Source organism: Marinagarivorans sp. (assembly GCF_982758155.1).
The window spans coordinates 1-16,447 of sequence record NZ_CEXWTU010000102.1 but is presented as its reverse complement, the minus strand read 5'-3'; the positions used below and the strand labels follow the sequence as shown (position 1 = coordinate 16,447).

The following is a 16,447-nucleotide window of genomic DNA, read 5'->3' as shown; positions in this document are numbered from 1 at the left end:
GCAAAGCGCACTTAAAGTGCCCTTTTACCATGCATTGGCACAAATGGCTGGCAGTGGCACCTCGCCTAACAATACACACTTACTGCAAAAGGTTATTGCCGTAGCGCTTTGGGTTACCTTAGTTTGCGCCGGCGCAAAACCCCAGTGGATCGGCGAACCGGTACCGCTACAAAACGAAGGCCGTGACATGATGCTAGCCGTCGATTTGTCCGGCAGTATGAAAATTCAAGACATGCAGTACCGCGGTCAGAATTTTCGCCGCGTCGATGTCGTAAAAAGCGTCGTTGCCGATTTCGTAGAGCAGCGTCAAGGCGATCGCCTAGGTTTAATCCTTTTTGGTGACAATGCTTATTTACAAGCGCCACTCACCTTTGACCGCAGCACCGTAAAGCAACTTCTCGAAGAAGCATTTTTGGGCATGGCCGGTAACAGTACCGCCATTGGCGATGCCATTGCACTCGGCATTAAACGCTTGAAGGAGCGACCCGATGCAGCCCGCGTTTTAATCTTACTCACCGACGGTGAAAACACCGCTGGCGAAACTAGCCCGCAACAAGCGGCAGACCTTGCTGTAATTGCAGGCGTAAAAATCTACACCATTGGCGTTGCGAGCGATCAATTGATTGAGGATGGCTTTGGCTTTTTCTCAAACACTAAAAAGGCATCGGCCGACCTTGATGAAAACGTACTGCAAAATATCGCAGACAAAACCGGTGGGCAGTATTTTCGCGCACGCGACACCCAAGGCCTTAGCGCCATTTATGAGACCCTTAATAAAATCGAACCTGTCGATCAAGATGAACGTGTCTACCGGCCCATTCAAAGCCTTATGCATTGGCCTCTTGCCTTAGCTATGGCGCTAAGCCTTCTGCTGGCCGTATTGCGCTGCGGCCTAATCAGCAATATACCCGGGCTCAACCGCAAAGGAGGCGCTGTGTAATGGCACTGATGATTGATCAATTCCACTTTCTACGCCCTTTCTGGCTGCTGGCATTACTGCCCATCATCGCGCTGCTCGCCTTACTTTGGCGCAGCCACTACCAAAGCCAGCAGTGGCACAAACATATTGCACCCCAGTTGTTACCAGCTCTGCTAGAAGGCGGGTTAAGCCGCACTAATCGCACAGTTTTTTTTGCTATTGCCTTAAGTTGGCTACTGGGATGCTTAGCGCTAGCCGGCCCAACCTGGCAAAAACAACCCTCACCCGTGGTGCAAAATACTGAAGCCTTAGTCATTTGTTGGGATTTATCACCCTCCATGCTGGCTGAAGACGTAAGCCCTTCGCGCCTAGAGCGCTCACGACTCAAAATCATTGATCTACTCAAAAGCAGACCCGACGGCCAAACCGCATTAATTGCCTTTTCCGGCGAAGCCTATACCGTCACACCGTTAACAGATGATATTCAAACCATCATCAACTTACTGCCGGCACTAGCCCCAAACACACTGCCAACACTCGGCAGTAATCCAGAGATGGCCTTTGAGCAAGCCAGCGATCTACTCAACCAAGCCGGCGTACTGCAAGGCAAAATAGTCATGATCACGGATGAAATTCCCAGTGACGCACTCGAAACCCTCACCGAGCTTGTTGCCAGCAGTGCTCACAAACTCACGCTATGGGGTATCGGGACTGCTAATGGCGCCCCAATTCCATGGGGGAAACAGGGCTTCGCTAAAGACAACACTGGCGCCATAGCCCTCGCAAAATTAAACGAAGATGAATTGCGACACTTTGCAGTAAAAACCCAGAGCTATTACCTTCCCGTAGTGAACGACAATTCAGACATTGAGGCCCTACAGACACTATTGTCGGGTACGCCCTCTGAAGAAGATGCAAAAAGTACTGAACAGCTGTTTGATCAATGGTTAGAGCAAGGCCACTGGTTAACCTGGATATGCTTAGCAATGCTAGTTTTTGGCTTCCGCCGAGGTTGGCTACTGTGCGCCGTATTTATGCTGCCTAACGTTCTGCTACCGAACAACGCCATCGCTGGGCCCTTCAAAACACAAGATCAAGCCGGCTTTGACGCTTACCAAGCCGAAGACTTCGAGCAAGCCGTCAGCGCGTTTGACAACACGGTATGGAAAGGCGCAGCAAATTATCGCAATGGCAACTATGCCGAGGCCGCGCAAGCCTTTGCAAAAGAAACTGACGTGAACAGCAAGTTTAACCAAGGCAATGCTGAGCTCTTACAAGGTAACTTCGAGCAAGCCATGCAAGCCTATGACGATGCACTCGCCTTAGACCCTAATTTAGAAGCTGCCCAAAAAAATAGGCAGCTCGCCGAAGCCCTGCAAAAACAAAAAGAAGAACAGCAGCAAGACTCTGATCAGCAGGATTCTGACGATCAAGAAAAATCCGACGAGGAAAAACAATCGGACGATAAAGAATCCCAAGACAAACAGTCCGATGACAGCGAATCAAAAGAGCAGGACTCAGATAACCAGCAATCCGATTCTGAGCAGCAAAACCAACAACAAAATGGCGAGCAAGGCAGTTCATCCTCTAGCGATGCTCAAACCGGCCAGCAAGGCTCATCATCTGAGGGAGAACAAAGCTCTGCCGCAGCACAAGCTGAAATGACCAGTAGCAGCGATGGCGCAGACTCGTCAGAAGCTGCAGCGGCTCAGGCTGCCGAAGCACAGAAAAGCGAAGAACCGCAAACAGAAGAACAACAAATGCTCGAGCAAGTACTGCGTAAGGTACCCGATGACCCCTCAGGTTTATTACGCGCCAAATTTCAAAATCAATTTCGCAAGCGCCAGCAAGAATTACGACGTGGCGGCGATTTTGATGAAACCAAACAAGCAGAACAACGATGGTAGGAACACGTTTAATGATGACGCTTTTACGCAATAGCTTAAAACTAATAGCGGTACTGATCTCTTTTACCCTAGCGAGTGGCGCACTTGCCGAGCGACTAACCGCAACAGTAGACCGCAGCACAGTCGCAGAAAATGAGACCTTCACCCTTACAGTGAAATATGAAGATGGCAGTAGCAAAAGCGCGCCAAACTTCACCCCAATTAGCGCCACATTCGATGTTTTGGGTAACAACCAATCAAGCCAGTATATGAATACCAATGGTCGCATTACCAATTTTATTCAGTGGACTTTAACCTTGGCGCCCAAACAAGCAGGTAAAGCCTTAATTCCGCCGTTAAGCATTGGCAACACTCGAAGCCGGCCAATAACCATGACGATAACGAAAGCACAAGACCTTCCGCCTAGCGCTAAGGCTGTTTTTATGGAGACAGAGGTCAGTACCAAAGAAGTGTACGTACAGGAAGAGTTTTCAGTCGCTATAAAGCTGTTTTTTAAAGAAAATATCACCGATGTTAAAGCCGCTGATTTTGCTGTTAAAGGCGCCTCGATCGAGGAGCTACCGCGAGCGCAGTATCAAACCAAGGTTGGTCACGCTAGCTACCAAGTGATCGAACTTCGTTTTGCCGTTACGCCCGATAGCAGCGGGCAACTTAATATTCCGAGCTACTTATGGAATATTCGTACCTCCAACGCGCCCAGCAACCGCTTTGGGATGGGTTCGGGCCGGTCAACACTGCACCGACTAAAAACGGATGAGTTCAATATAACCGTAAAACCTCGACCTCCAGAATACCCTGTAGCCGCTTCTTGGCTGCCGGCAAAGTCATTAACGCTCAGTGAGGCTTGGAGTAATACCCCACCGCGCTTTCCTGTTGGCGAACCCGTAACTCGCAGCATAACCATGACTGCACGCGGCCTGACCGGTGAGCAACTCCCGCCCATTACAGCGAATATTTCGAGTAATGACTTTAAGTTTTACCCAGACCAACCAGAAATCACCAGCAATACTGACGACAAAGGCAAGCTCGGCGCGCGCAAAGAAAGCATGGCCATTGTACCTACACGTGCTGGCGAATTGACTCTGCCCGCCATAGAGGTTACTTGGTGGGACACTCAGCGCGATCAACTTCAAACAGCTATTTTACCCGCCAAAACGGTTGTGGTTGCCCCGGCAAGTGCCAAACCTGAACAAAGCTTATCCGCTGTGCTTCCAACCAGCCAGCTGCAACCACAAGCACCAAGGGGTGAAGCCGAGATCATCTATAAAACACAAGCCGGATACTGGCCTTGGTTATGCGGGGTGCTCGCCGTATTGAACCTACTGCAATTGGGCTTTTGGGTTACAAAACTACGCCAAAAAATCAACGTTAAAGCACCTGACTCGGTAACTCACACCTCAGACTCAAGCCTTGGCGACACCATACGTGCAGCCCAAAACAATAACGCCCAAGCCTGCCGGCAAGCACTGACAAACTGGCATAGAAGTCAAAAAACAGTAGGGAATGTACAGACTTTTTTCAGCCGAAACGGTGGATCAGAAGCCTTACAAAACGCCATCGACGAGTTGGATGCGGCATTATACAAGCCCACAGACAAGCCTTGGCGCGGTGAACAGCTAGCATCAGCTTTAAAAGACTGGAAAGCCAATAAAACCGAACATGCAACGCCACCATTACCGGCGCTCTACCCAGCATAAACCGATAACACTAGCCACATGCGGTGGCGGCCCGTAAAATGGCCGCCCTTCGACTTTACAATGACCTTGAGCCCAACTCGCTAGTCGTCAGCGGCTCTATCAGGAATATTAAACTTATGCGCCTTAGCACGCTTTTTTTGCTGTTTTCATTTTCACTGCTTGCTGGTTGCGGTAGCAATAGTGACGAGCCTACAACTTCGAGCCCCATTGCCTCAGGTAAGCCCAAACAAGACGCTGCCAATGAAGTGAGCATTATAGACCAAGAGTTCTATCGCCCCACCGCATTCGTAGATGATTCAGCCAACGATCGTTGGCTTATCGCGGACAAAATGCAAGGCATCATTGCCATCAATAAAACAACTGATGCGCGCACCATTATTGCCCCGCTAAGTGACGATGAAACTGGCCTTCAAAGCGCAAGTGATATCGCCCTCGATAGCGCAACGAATACACTTTACGTATTGGATAGAACAGCAAAAAATATTGTCGCTCTTAACACCGAAAACAATGCAACTATAGCAACTTTGGACAGCGATATTTTTGACGATTTAGCAGACGCAAGATGGGGAGTCCCGACATCCTTATTTTTCGACGACGCAAACCAACGCCTCTTAATCGGTGATAGTACAGGCTTAGAAATAGAGAATTCTAATGGCGATATAGCCTATGCATTTTGCGTATTTATTTACACACCAGCCAATAACAACCTTAGCATAATGGCAGAAATGGATAGTAGAGAGAATCCTCGTTTCGCTATTTTCGATATTTACTACGATGCCGACAACGAACGATTACTCACATCCGGGCTAAGGTATTCAACGACAGGAACGCCGTCCTATGCAGTGCAATCAATACCAGTAAATGATTGGGCCGCCGCAAGCTACTTATTTGCAAAATCGGGTTCAAGTATTTCAAATACAGCCAAACACAGTATTACTTACGACAAGGTAAAAACTGCTGCCTATATCATCGACAGTGATGCCAGTACTATTTATGGCTTTGATCTCAGTACAACCGATCCAGTGCTAACACTCATTACCGAAGGTGATGACGGTAAGGCTTATCCATTCCAGAGCCCAAGTGCTATCAATTTTTCTGAAGACTATGGCCTACAACTATTGGATGAAAGCAGTCAAGCTTTGCTTTCTGTTGCCGACGTTGAGCTTCTTCAAGCCAGTACCGATGGTGGCACCACAGAAAACACCGATACGCCTGCTGAAGACATCACAACAGCCATTGAAGAAGACACTGATCAAACTGAAAGTGATACCAGCCTAACCTCTGCAGATAGAACTTTAATTCTCTCTGGAATACCACTACCCGACACGCCTGCCACTTCGTTACAGTTTCCCGATAGTTTACTTATAGAACCTAGCACCCAAAAGGTCGTCATCACAGATCGAGCTAGGCAGCAACCTAACGCTATCGAATCAGGACTGCAAAACGGCTACTCCGAGTGGGAGTTTAATATAAACCTTGATGGTATAACGCCCGACGAAAGAAACTTCAACCCAGATAATGAAGCCCCTTCAGCACCTTCTATTACGGAGCCATTTCCTCAGCTCTTGACAAAAAATTCGCAAGGCGATGTTTTTGTTTATGCGAAAGCTTTTTTAATGGCCACAGATGATGATTTTACTCACCACCTTTATAATGCCGCTATTTATCAACGCTTAGCCGGAGAAACCGACTTCACTCCAATTTCAACCTTTACAGAAAAAGATAATGGCACTGAAAAGACCTACATTCAAAATATACAAGCATTTGCCAGTGGTTTCAGAATTAGCCAAGGCGTTTACGGTCAAATTCTTGATATTCGTGATATTGAAGTCGTTAATAATGGCATCATCATAGATGTTGAGGTGTATTACAGCGATGGAAGCAAAAATGCTTACCTAACTTATTGGCGACTAAGCGATGGTCTTTTTACAGTAATAACAAGTCGCGACACTTCATTTAACCCTCGAAATGTAACAGGCATGGCCATAAGCCCCGACGAAAGCACCCTCTACTTCACCGATGCCATCCACGACTCATTGATATCTATAACATTAAATTCACTGGATGCCACGCCAAGCTTCTCATTCAATGTGGTTAGCGGCCGCCAACATGATGGTGACTACATAGCCCTTCCTGCCGGCTTAGCCTTAAACAAAGCATTAACTAAAGCGTGGACCTTTGATAACGCAATTAAAGCGGTTGTAGAAATCGACTTAAACACAGGGTTTCGTACACGCCTAAACTCCAGCGTCAACTATATTGACGCGGTAAAAAGCCTTGAGCTTAGCGAAGATGAAACGACGCTATTCTTGATCGATAAAACATTAAACCGTGTTATTTCGATCGACTTACTGACTGATGGCTACCCACAAAATTGGCTGACACCAAACAACTAAGCTACTTCAATCTAAATAAAAAAGGGGCATTTAAAATGCCCCTTTTTTATGAGTAAATCAGCAACTAGCCTACTTACCAATTAAAGACTTAATACCACCCAATGCCGCCTGGCCATTAAACGGTTTAATAATCCATCCCTTCACACCAGCGGCCTTACCCCGCTGCTTCATACTGGGATCACTTTCTGTGGTAAGCATGATAATTGGGAGAGACGCGTTACCACTTGCTCTCACTTTCTCACACATGGTAAGACCATCCATTATCGGCATATTCACATCACAAATCACCAGCTTTAGGCCGCCATCAGCTTGGATTTTACCCAAGCCATCTTGACCATCACAGGCAGTCGCCACATTAATACCTTGCGCGGCTAAAAAACCACTCACTTCGTTGCGTACTGTCGCAGAATCATCAACAACCAACACTTCAGCCATTACACGCCCTCCAATTAGGCAATCACATCACACAAATAAATACACATTAACGCACCAAAAATAAAACAATTTAGGCACTTATTTAATTACCCTACACCACTAAAAAAACTCTAATTCGCCGGCACCTTCTTGCTCTGTAAATTGAGAATCATCTAAGTCCAATTCGATATCCACCTTTCCATAAACAAAAACACTGCCGGCCATTACCGGTGAGCCACCCATCTCAAATCGAACATGCCCTTCACACTGAAGGTCGACATTATGCATATCTCTTAGTGTAGTCGTTGCAGACAAAACGCAAGGCGTAGACATCCCTAAGTGGTCAAAACTTTCGTAACATAGTCTTTTAGCTTCGCCGCAAATGCGATTACCCATCTCCAAAAAATAGGCATCAAGGTCTTCACTGTTCACCACCGCATTATTAACACCGCCCTCCTCACTAGCAGCCGATTTGATCACTGTGCGAATTAACTCATCATCCCGATAATGTAATAAAAAGGTAATTCGAAAATCAACGGCCGCAATCGTCAACATGATTCTGGACATCTTTACGCTTGCTAAATCTTCATCATTGGCCGCTAGCTCTTCCAGGTTACTTGAAGAAAATATTTCACTCGCGGCCGTTTTTAACGAATGACAAAGCACTTTGTTAAAACATTCTTGAGAACGCAAAGAAAATGCCATAACCGGCTCCTTATAATTGAATCTGGTTTAAGCGACTGGAGAAATTATTGATGGCAGTTAAGATAAGTTGACTACTGGCCTGAATATCTTGAAACGTCGATATTGTGATCACCTCATTTTTAGAAAGGTGTGACTTATACTCGTTATTGAGGTCTTCTGATTTAACCGCAAGCGATCGAACTTCGTCAGCAACCACAGCAAAACCACGGCCATACTCACCCGCTCTAGCAGCTTCAATACTCGCATTCAAAGCAAGAATTATGGTTTGCTTAACAATCGTACTGAAATCTTCATTCTGCGCCTGCATCATTTTATTGTGATCAATCAACGATGTCAGTTCAGCATTCCAGCGCTCAAAGGTAAGAAGCAGATCTTTTAGGCGTGTCATTTCTTTGACCAAACCCTGCAAAATTACTTCATTATGCTTTTGATGGTCATTAAAACGTGCGAGATCGGATTTTGAATCCGCGAGTGAATGTTCTAGTTGCCCAGAACGAGAGGCCATTTCATCTAACTGCCCCCTCAAACTACTATTATGGCTTTGTAATTCTGCCACTTCAGTCTGTAGGGCGCTCGATTTAGGCTCAAAGAGTTTTGCCGCTTCGAACTTTTTCAGTGCATCCTCGTATTGCAGGGTGAGCTGCTCACACTGATGTTCTTTATCTGAAAGCGCCGTACGCGCTTTAGACGCTTGCAGAGCAAATATAACGCTAACGACCAAAAGAACAGCCGAAACCGCAAATAAAAGATAAACCATAACCACAGCCATCATTAAAATATCGAGTTACTTTTCAGTGTAGCCCAAATTTTAGCCTGTGATAATTTGATCCATAAATGGATTTCGGGACTCTCAAAAAGCAATTTGATTTACTTATCAAGAACACCCGAATATTAATATTTAGGGAGGCTATCGCTAATCAAAAAGGCCTTCCATCGATAGATAGCGCTCGCCGGTATCGTAGCTAAAAACCAGTATCTTCGACCCAGAAGGCATCTCTGTCAGACGATTTTTTACAGCTGCTAAGCTGGCCCCAGACGATATGCCCACAAAAAGTCCTTCTTTGGCAGCCGCTTCGGCGCACATTGAAAAGGCAGCCTCCTCGCTCACCAAGGCAGTTCCATCTAGCAGCTGGGTATTCAAATTGCCCGGTATAAAGCCCGCCCCGATCCCCTGAAGCTTGTGCAGCCCTTTTTCGCCACCACTGATGACCGGTGACTTTTCAGGTTCAACAGCAATCACTTTAAGCTCAGGAAACGCTTCTTTAAGTACCTCTGCACACGCTGTTATATGCCCACCAGTGCCCACACCAGTAATCAGAAAATCTAAGCCATCAGGGAAATCAGCTAGAATCTCTTTAGCTGTAGTTTTGCGGTGAGCATCAATATTGGCGGCGTTTTCAAATTGCTGTGGCATCCACGCATTTTCTGTTTGCTCAAGCAGCTCTGCTGCTTTGTTCAGCGCCCCACCCATACCCTGCTCTTTGGGCGTTAGCACTAATTCAGCACCGTAGGCTTTCATTATTTTGCGGCGCTCTATCGACATCGATTCGGGCATAACCAACACCAGTTTATACCCTTTTACAGCAGCAACCATAGCCAAGCCAATGCCTGTATTACCCGATGTCGGCTCAATGATCGTGGTCGCACTGTCGATTAATCCTGCGGCCTCAGCTTGCTCAATCATTTCTAATGCTATTCGGTCTTTAATGCTAGCGCCCGGATTGAATCGTTCGACTTTCATCCATACCTCATGCCGATCACCAAAAAGTTTATTTATTCGGACATGCGGCGTATTACCAATGGTTTCAAGAATCGAGTTGTATTTCATGGGTGTCGCTCCTAGGGGCTATGAATATGCTTGAAGGCCAGATTCAGAGAAGAACCTGTTACAGTTTATAGTGATAGGCAAATGTATCACGAATATAGCTGAGTTTCTGATTTCGCAACCAGTTATAGGCCACTTAGTTATAAAGGAAACCTGTAGTCCTCCAACCATATGAAAGAAGCCATGAAACAAAACCTTCACTTGCCTGTCTGATGTTTGCTTGCGAGTCAAGTTTGATATATGTTTTATCTTTTTTAGGGCAACAGCTATAAATGCCTTATAAAACGTACAAGTCGATGGTTATGCGCTCAGCTTAACAGCTTGGTTATACACTGATGCCGACGCCTAACCACTACGCGACCGAGTAGGTCTCTATTTCAGGGGTAATATTTTGTTAAAACAGCTTATCGTTACAGGATGCCTAATAGGCTTAAGCTTAAATTGCTCGGCAGTTACTGCGGCAAAAGCTATTGAGCCTACCAAAATGCAATCCGTAACCACCAAAAAATTGGTTGAGATGCTTAGCAGTCGGCACTATCGCGAGCAACCTGTTGATGATGCTTTGTCTCAAGCCTTCCTTGAAAAATACCTATCAAGCCTCGACCCTGCTCGAATGTTCTTTTTGGCAGCCGATGTCTATGAGTTTTTAAAACACAAAAATAAGTTTGATGACGACTTTAAATCTGGCGATCTTGCCTATGGATTTACCGTTTACGAGCGCTATCGTCAGCGTTTAACCGATCGACTTGATAAAGTAGTGGGCTCGCTTAGCGACCCAAAAGTGATATTCAGCTTTGATAAGGATGAACTAGTAGAGATCGATCGCGAAAAATCACCTTGGCCACAAACGGCTGCAGAAGCAGATGGCCTTTGGGATAAACGCTTGCGTCTTAGCTTGCTCAATCAAAAGCTATCCGGAAAAGAGCCCGAGAAGGCCCGCGAAACGCTGCTTAAACGCTACCAGAATCAACTGAAGCGTGTTGCCCAACAAAGTGCTGCCGATGTGTATGAGTCCATGATCAACTCACTCACACTTCTCTACGACCCCCACACCAATTATTTCTCTCCTAGGACCTCTGAAAACTTCAACATCAATATGTCGCTATCGCTTGAAGGCATTGGTGCGGTTTTACAGTCTGAAGACGAGCACACTAAAGTCGTGCGACTAGTGGCAGGCGGCCCCGCGCACAAGCAAGGTCAACTTAAGCCCACCGACCGTATTGTTGGAGTTGGGCAAGGCGCCAAAAGTGAAGTTGTTGACGTTGTAGGCTGGCGCCTAGATGAAGTTGTAGACCTGATTCGAGGTAAAAAAGGCACCGTGGTTCGCTTAGAGCTACTCACAGAGAAGGACGAAAGCAAATTCGTTCTCATCAAACGGGACCAAGTGAAACTCGAGGATCAAGCGGCACAAAAAGCCATACTCGACGTAACCGAAAACGGTAAAAGCCACAAGGTCGGAGTTATCGACATTCCTGCTTTCTACATAGACTTCAAAGCTGCACGCGCAGGCGATCCTAACTACCGTAGCACAACACGCGATGTAGCCCGCCTAGTGAGTGAACTAAAAGCTGATGGGGTTGAAGGTATCGTACTGGACTTACGCAACAATGGCGGCGGTTCATTACAAGAAGCCACTCAACTCACCGACCTTTTTATTGATCAAGGCCCTGTTGTCCAAATTCGCAGCTCCGATGGCCGTGTCGCACGTGATCACCGCGCTTACTCAAGCGCATTATACAGCGGTCCGCTTGTTGTCTTAATTAACCGCCTAAGCGCATCAGCTTCCGAGATTTTTGCCGGTGCAATCCAAGACTATCAACGTGGTTTAGTCGTTGGCAGTCAATCATTCGGCAAAGGTACAGTGCAACTGCTCACTCGCATGCCAGAAGGCGAGTTAAAATTAACGGAATCAAAATTCTATCGAGTCTCAGGGGAAAGTACTCAGCATCGCGGTGTCGTTCCAGATCTCAACCTACCCGTTATCGTGAATCATGAAGATGTGGGCGAGTCCGCTTACGACAATGCACTCCCATGGGACACAATCCATGCTGCTGCTCACGCACGATACTTCGATTTTTCAAAAATCTTACCGTCGCTAACCACCAAACATAACGAACGTATAAAAGATAACCCCGACTTTATTTTTATTAAAGAGCAATTCGCTTTAAGCAATAAAAATAGCGACCGCACGCATGTTTCCCTGAATGAAAAAACGCGTAATTTAGAGAAAAAGGAAATCGAAGAGCAAGCTTTGGCCATTGAGAATAAACGGCGCCTCGCTAAGAAAGAGATCCCGTTCAAAGATGTTCAAGCCTACAAAGACTTCCAAGAAGCCGAATCAGAAAAACGTGATGCCAACTACGGCAGCAAAGAAAGTCAAATAGACATAAAAGATGATGCATTACTGACCGAAACTGGCCTTATTCTTATCGACTTAGCCACAGCACTCTACAAAGAGACCGTAGCAATAAGAACGCCACTGCAAAAACATTAATCACATACCGTTCAGCAAACATTACCTTTAAACATAAAGGGCCACCTTAGGGTGGCTTTTTTATTGCGAGCCTTCAACAGCCTTAAACTATATTGCTATCCTTATGAAAGTTATTTCCTTTAATGTTAACAGCGTGCGTATGCGCCTGCATCAACTCCAAAAAATCATCGACAACCACAACCCAGATGTTATTGGGCTACAAGAAACCAAGGTAACCGATGAGGATTTCCCACTCGCTGACATTCAAGCGATGGGCTATAACGCGATATATATCGGCCAAAAAACACATTACGGCGTAGCCCTGCTCATTAAGGCCGCACATACATTTGATAATGTTGTTAAAGGTTATATCGACGACAAAGAAGAGGATCAAAAACGGTTCATTGGTGCGCGCATTGTCTTTGACAGCAACCGAAAGGTCACAGTCTTAAATGGCTACTTCCCTCAAGGTGAATCACAGGACCACCCAACAAAGTATCCCGCGAAAGCTAAATTTTATCGCGATCTACAAACACATTTGCTTCAAAACCACTCGCCGGATGATGAGCTCATCGTTATGGGAGACATGAATATATCATCGCAAGATATTGACATTGGCATTGGTGAAGACAATCGCAAACGCTGGTTACGCACGAAAAAATGCAGCTTTCTTCCAGAAGAGCGAGAGTGGCTTGAGCATCTATTAAGCTGGGGTTTAACCGACAGTTATCGTCACCAAAACCCCACCAGCACCGATTTTTTTAGCTGGTTCGACTACAGAAGTAAAGGGTTTGATCGCGAACCTAAAAGAGGTTTGCGTATTGATCTTATTCTAGCAACAAAGCCTCTGCTCGGAAAACTTCAGGATACAGGCATCGACTACCCAACACGAGCGATGGAAAAACCTTCGGACCACTGTCCGATCTGGGCCGAATTTTCTTAATCGTACTTTGTGTACATTAATCCTAATCACGCCACGTATAACAAGCGCCGAAAATCATGCAAGATCAAAATAATAATCAAGATAAAGAGGTCGCACCTTGCGGCATTTGGCCATCCCCCTTAAGTCCACAGGACCTAGCAAATGGAAATGTACGCTATGGCGAGCCTAAACTTGCACTAAAAGGGCTAGTTTGGCCTGAATCGCTCCCCGATGAAGGCGGCCGAACAACATTAATGTATGCCGAGATATCACCAAATAACCCACAAAATATACCGCACCATAAAGCGTTACTACCGGCCCCCTGGGATATACGCTCAAAAGTACATGAATATGGCGGCGGCGCTTACGCTATCGACCAACAGACATTATTTTTTGTCCATGCAAAAAACCAACAAATTTACCGTTTTACGTTAGGGTACGATAAGCCACCAACGCCGCTAACTAACGCACCGAATTCTCGATACGCTAATCTCGTCGTACATCCGTCAGGTGAATGGCTATTTTGTATCTGCGAATCTTTTAGCGATAAAAGCGAAGAGCACCCCGTAGCCAGCGTTATTGCGATTTCAACACAGCAAGATAATTGTATTTCTGAAATCGCATGCGGTGAAGACTTTTACGCTTCAATTTGCCTTGCCCCCGACGGTACAAAAGGCGCATTCATTTCTTGGAATCATCCCAATATGCCTTGGGATAACACCAGCCTTTGGGAGTTTGATTTCCCAAATGCTGGCACGCAGAAACCTCGGCAATTAATTAATGGCAAAGAAGTTGAGCAATCCATTGTCCAACCCAAATATTCACAGGACAACAAATTATTTTTTGTCAGTGACAAATCCAACTGGTGGAACCTCTACGCGTATTTAGAGCAAGGAAGCCAGACACCACTTATTGCAAGTAACGCTGAGTGCGCCACACCACAATGGACCTTCGGCATGAGTAGCTGGGGCTTTTTAGACAGCGAGAATATATTATTCGCTGAAAGTGCTAATGGTTGCTGGTCACTGAAAAAGTATAATTTAACAACCCAATCCCTAAGCGCTATAGAGTCGGATCAAACTGTTATTAGTCATATACACTGCGGTAACCAAAAAGCTGTGTTTCTTTGTGGTAACCCAGCTCTAGCGGTTACCCCTGCGTATATTCATAACGTACTGAATAATGAGAATATAGTAAGGCTAGATACTCAACCGCCAACTCTCAATAAACAGAATGTCAGTATCCCTGAAAGCCACTGGTTTAAGACAAGCTCTAGCGAAGAAGCGCACCTCTGGTATTACCCTCCGACTAACCAACACTATTGTGTGGGTAATGAACAACGCCCACCGCTAATTGTATTAGGGCACGGCGGTCCCACTGGGGCAACAGAAGCAGCCCTAAATTTAAAAATACAATTTTGGACTAGCCGTGGTTTTGCAGTAGCCGATGTCAATTACCGAGGGAGTACAGGCTTCGGGCGAAAGTACCGCCATAGACTCAACTTTAACTGGGGCATTCTTGATGTAGAGGACCTCTGTTTTGCCGCCATTTTTTTAGTCGACAAAGGGCTCGCGCATCCGCAACAAAAAATCATTAAAGGTTCAAGCGCCGGCGGTTTTACAGTGCTGGCGGCGCTCACACAGCACAAAACGTTTGACGCTGGCGTCAGCCTTTATGGCGTAGCAGACTTAGAAGCTCTCGCCAAAGACACTCATAAATTTGAGGCGCATTACCTGGACACATTAATTGGCGAGTACCCTCAACAAAAAGCGGAATACATCAAGCGCTCACCAATCAGTCACATTCATAATTTAAACTGCCCTATATTGGTTGCACAAGGCTTAGACGATAAAGTAGTTCCCCCCACTCAAGCTGAAGTTATTGTCAACGCGGCTAGAGATAAGGGCATTGACGTCGAGTATTTAACGTTCAAAAACGAAGGCCATGGCTTTCGGTTGCAGGATACAATTATTCAATTATTTGAAACCGAACATTCTTTCTACTGTAAAACCTTCAACCTGAAACCCGAAAAAGAAACGACCACAAACAACAATATAATATATGACTAGCATTCAAATTATCGTAGGCACAGTAATGGGTACCGCTTTAGAAGTCGCCGAATATGCGGAATCCTGTTTATCGAGTACTTTCAATACCGCTATAAACACCGATTTTAAAGATAACGACATCAATAATGGTGACGTTATTCTTATCTGCACATCAAATACTGGCGTAGGAGACCTCCCCTCAAACATCGTGCCTTTTTACAGTTTTTTGCGAAACAAATACCCGGCTATTGCCGGTAAACGCTATGGGCTTATTAATTTAGGCGACAGCAATTACCCCAGTTTTGGTGAGGCCGGGCAAAAGATGGATGAGGCCATGCAAGACCTAGGTGCAGTGCATATCGGTAAACCGTTAATATTAGATGCCAGCCAAGCACAAGATTACCTAGCATTAACCTCATCATGGATTAATGAGTGGGTCACGCTGTTATGAATGAAAACAGAAAAAAAATAGGTCTTTTTTACGGTAGCTCTACGTGCTACACCCAGATGTCTGGCGAAAAAATTGCTGACAAACTCGGCACAGATAAAGTTGATATTTTTAATATTGCCGATGAGCCTTTAAGTACCGCCCTATTTTATGACTGCCTCATTTTTGGCATCCCCACTTGGGATTATGGCGAACTCCAAGAAGATTGGGAAGATGTCTGGGACGAACTGGACCAGCTAAACCTCGAAAACACCAAAGTGGCGCTTTACGGGCAAGGTGACCAAGAAGGTTACCCAGAATGGTTCTTAGATGCGATGGGTTTTCTCTACCATAAACTAAAACAACGCGGCGCCAACATTGTAGGTTTTTGGCCTGTTGAAGGTTATTGCTTTGAAGGATCAAAAGCGTTAACAGAAAACAAAAAACATTTTGTCGGTTTAGCGCTAGATGACGAAACCCAGTTTGAGTTATCTGAAGAACGTATTACTCGTTGGTGTTCGCAGCTTACTCACGACTTTCAACTTTAGGGCCGAGGAAAAAATACTTTATCCAATAATACTTGCCTCCTACGCCCTCAACAGCGTTGCTCAAAGCGTTTCATGCCCCGGTAACTGCTCCATGCGTCACCCTACTAGCCTATATCCTTATAGGCCCCGGCATGCGCCCCTTCGAGCGCCTTGCTGAGAAAGCAGG

13 protein-coding genes are annotated in these 16,447 nt (G+C 45.8%); 9 read left to right on the top strand and 4 right to left on the bottom strand.

From position 1 onward, the window contains the following. The 4 genes from AC3A8L_RS12045 to AC3A8L_RS12030 all read left to right on the top strand — a co-directional run. The coding region (locus AC3A8L_RS12045; RefSeq protein ID WP_487962510.1) for a vWA domain-containing protein at positions 1-940 on the top strand (940 nt) is incomplete at its 5' end. Beyond that, complete coding sequence (locus AC3A8L_RS12040) at positions 940-2,826, top strand: vWA domain-containing protein (RefSeq protein ID WP_487962509.1); 1,887 nt, start codon at positions 940-942, stop codon at positions 2,824-2,826. The genes AC3A8L_RS12045 and AC3A8L_RS12040, both read left to right, overlap by 1 nt. An 11-nt stretch (positions 2,827-2,837) precedes the next feature. After that, positions 2,838-4,523 carry a BatD family protein gene (locus tag AC3A8L_RS12035; protein ID WP_487962508.1) on the top strand — a complete coding sequence of 562 codons (1,686 nt, stop codon included), beginning with the start codon at positions 2,838-2,840 and terminating at the stop codon, positions 4,521-4,523. 38 nt (positions 4,524-4,561) lie between these two features. Then, positions 4,562-6,919: a hypothetical protein gene (locus tag AC3A8L_RS12030; protein WP_487962507.1), complete on the top strand. Its 2,358-nt coding sequence runs from the start codon at positions 4,562-4,564 to the stop codon at positions 6,917-6,919. 69 nt (positions 6,920-6,988) lie between these two features. On the opposite strand, the gene AC3A8L_RS12025 is transcribed toward AC3A8L_RS12030, so the two are convergent. The 4 genes from AC3A8L_RS12025 to cysK form a co-directional block, all read right to left on the bottom strand. Then, positions 6,989-7,354 carry a response regulator gene (locus AC3A8L_RS12025; RefSeq protein ID WP_487962506.1) on the bottom strand — a complete coding sequence of 122 codons (366 nt, stop codon included), beginning with the start codon at positions 7,352-7,354 and terminating at the stop codon, positions 6,989-6,991. A gap of 99 nt (positions 7,355-7,453) precedes the next feature. Then, positions 7,454-8,038, bottom strand: coding sequence for a hypothetical protein (locus AC3A8L_RS12020; RefSeq protein WP_487962505.1), 585 nt, complete (start codon positions 8,036-8,038; stop codon positions 7,454-7,456). Between the two features lie 10 nt (positions 8,039-8,048). Then, positions 8,049-8,795 carry a methyl-accepting chemotaxis protein gene (locus tag AC3A8L_RS12015; RefSeq protein WP_487962504.1) on the bottom strand — a complete coding sequence of 249 codons (747 nt, stop codon included), beginning with the start codon at positions 8,793-8,795 and terminating at the stop codon, positions 8,049-8,051. Positions 8,796-8,951: 156 nt separating this feature from the next. Further along, positions 8,952-9,866: a cysteine synthase A gene (cysK, locus tag AC3A8L_RS12010; protein WP_487962503.1), complete on the bottom strand. Its 915-nt coding sequence runs from the start codon at positions 9,864-9,866 to the stop codon at positions 8,952-8,954. A gap of 481 nt (positions 9,867-10,347) precedes the next feature. On the opposite strand from cysK, the gene AC3A8L_RS12005 reads away from it, so the two are divergent. From AC3A8L_RS12005 to fldB, 5 genes are all read left to right on the top strand, one after another. Then, on the top strand, positions 10,348-12,357 hold the full coding sequence (locus tag AC3A8L_RS12005; RefSeq protein ID WP_487962502.1) for a carboxy terminal-processing peptidase: 2,010 nt from the start codon (positions 10,348-10,350) through the stop codon (positions 12,355-12,357). Positions 12,358-12,460: 103 nt separating this feature from the next. Continuing rightward, entirely contained in the window at positions 12,461-13,279 is an 819-nt protein-coding gene (gene xthA / locus AC3A8L_RS12000) for an exodeoxyribonuclease III (protein ID WP_487962501.1), read from the top strand. A gap of 56 nt (positions 13,280-13,335) precedes the next feature. Then, positions 13,336-15,327, top strand: a complete 1,992-nt coding sequence (locus AC3A8L_RS11995; protein WP_487962500.1) for an alpha/beta hydrolase family protein — start codon at positions 13,336-13,338, stop codon at positions 15,325-15,327. After that, entirely contained in the window at positions 15,320-15,757 is a 438-nt protein-coding gene (locus AC3A8L_RS11990; protein WP_487962499.1) for a flavodoxin domain-containing protein, read from the top strand. Before AC3A8L_RS11995 ends, AC3A8L_RS11990 begins: the two co-directional genes overlap by 8 nt. Continuing rightward, complete coding sequence (fldB, locus tag AC3A8L_RS11985; RefSeq protein ID WP_487962498.1) at positions 15,754-16,281, top strand: flavodoxin FldB; 528 nt, start codon at positions 15,754-15,756, stop codon at positions 16,279-16,281. Before AC3A8L_RS11990 ends, fldB begins: the two co-directional genes overlap by 4 nt. Positions 16,282-16,447 lie beyond the last annotated feature (166 nt).

What these genes read in the sequence shown, in the direction of transcription:
- AC3A8L_RS12040 (WP_487962509.1), top strand. Translation starts at nt 940, where the DNA reads ATGGCACTGATGATTGATCAATTCCACTTTCTACGCCCTTTCTGGCTG.
- AC3A8L_RS12035 (WP_487962508.1), top strand. Translation starts at nt 2,838, where the DNA reads ATGATGACGCTTTTACGCAATAGCTTAAAACTAATAGCGGTACTGATC.
- AC3A8L_RS12030 (WP_487962507.1), top strand. Translation starts at nt 4,562, where the DNA reads ATGGCCGCCCTTCGACTTTACAATGACCTTGAGCCCAACTCGCTAGTC.
- AC3A8L_RS12025 (WP_487962506.1), bottom strand. Translation starts at nt 7,354, where the DNA reads ATGGCTGAAGTGTTGGTTGTTGATGATTCTGCGACAGTACGCAACGAA.
- AC3A8L_RS12020 (WP_487962505.1), bottom strand. Translation starts at nt 8,038, where the DNA reads ATGGCATTTTCTTTGCGTTCTCAAGAATGTTTTAACAAAGTGCTTTGT.
- AC3A8L_RS12015 (WP_487962504.1), bottom strand. Translation starts at nt 8,795, where the DNA reads ATGGTTTATCTTTTATTTGCGGTTTCGGCTGTTCTTTTGGTCGTTAGC.
- cysK (WP_487962503.1), bottom strand. Translation starts at nt 9,866, where the DNA reads ATGAAATACAACTCGATTCTTGAAACCATTGGTAATACGCCGCATGTC.
- AC3A8L_RS12005 (WP_487962502.1), top strand. Translation starts at nt 10,348, where the DNA reads ATGCAATCCGTAACCACCAAAAAATTGGTTGAGATGCTTAGCAGTCGG.
- xthA (WP_487962501.1), top strand. Translation starts at nt 12,461, where the DNA reads ATGAAAGTTATTTCCTTTAATGTTAACAGCGTGCGTATGCGCCTGCAT.
- AC3A8L_RS11995 (WP_487962500.1), top strand. Translation starts at nt 13,336, where the DNA reads ATGCAAGATCAAAATAATAATCAAGATAAAGAGGTCGCACCTTGCGGC.
- AC3A8L_RS11990 (WP_487962499.1), top strand. Translation starts at nt 15,320, where the DNA reads ATGACTAGCATTCAAATTATCGTAGGCACAGTAATGGGTACCGCTTTA.
- fldB (WP_487962498.1), top strand. Translation starts at nt 15,754, where the DNA reads ATGAATGAAAACAGAAAAAAAATAGGTCTTTTTTACGGTAGCTCTACG.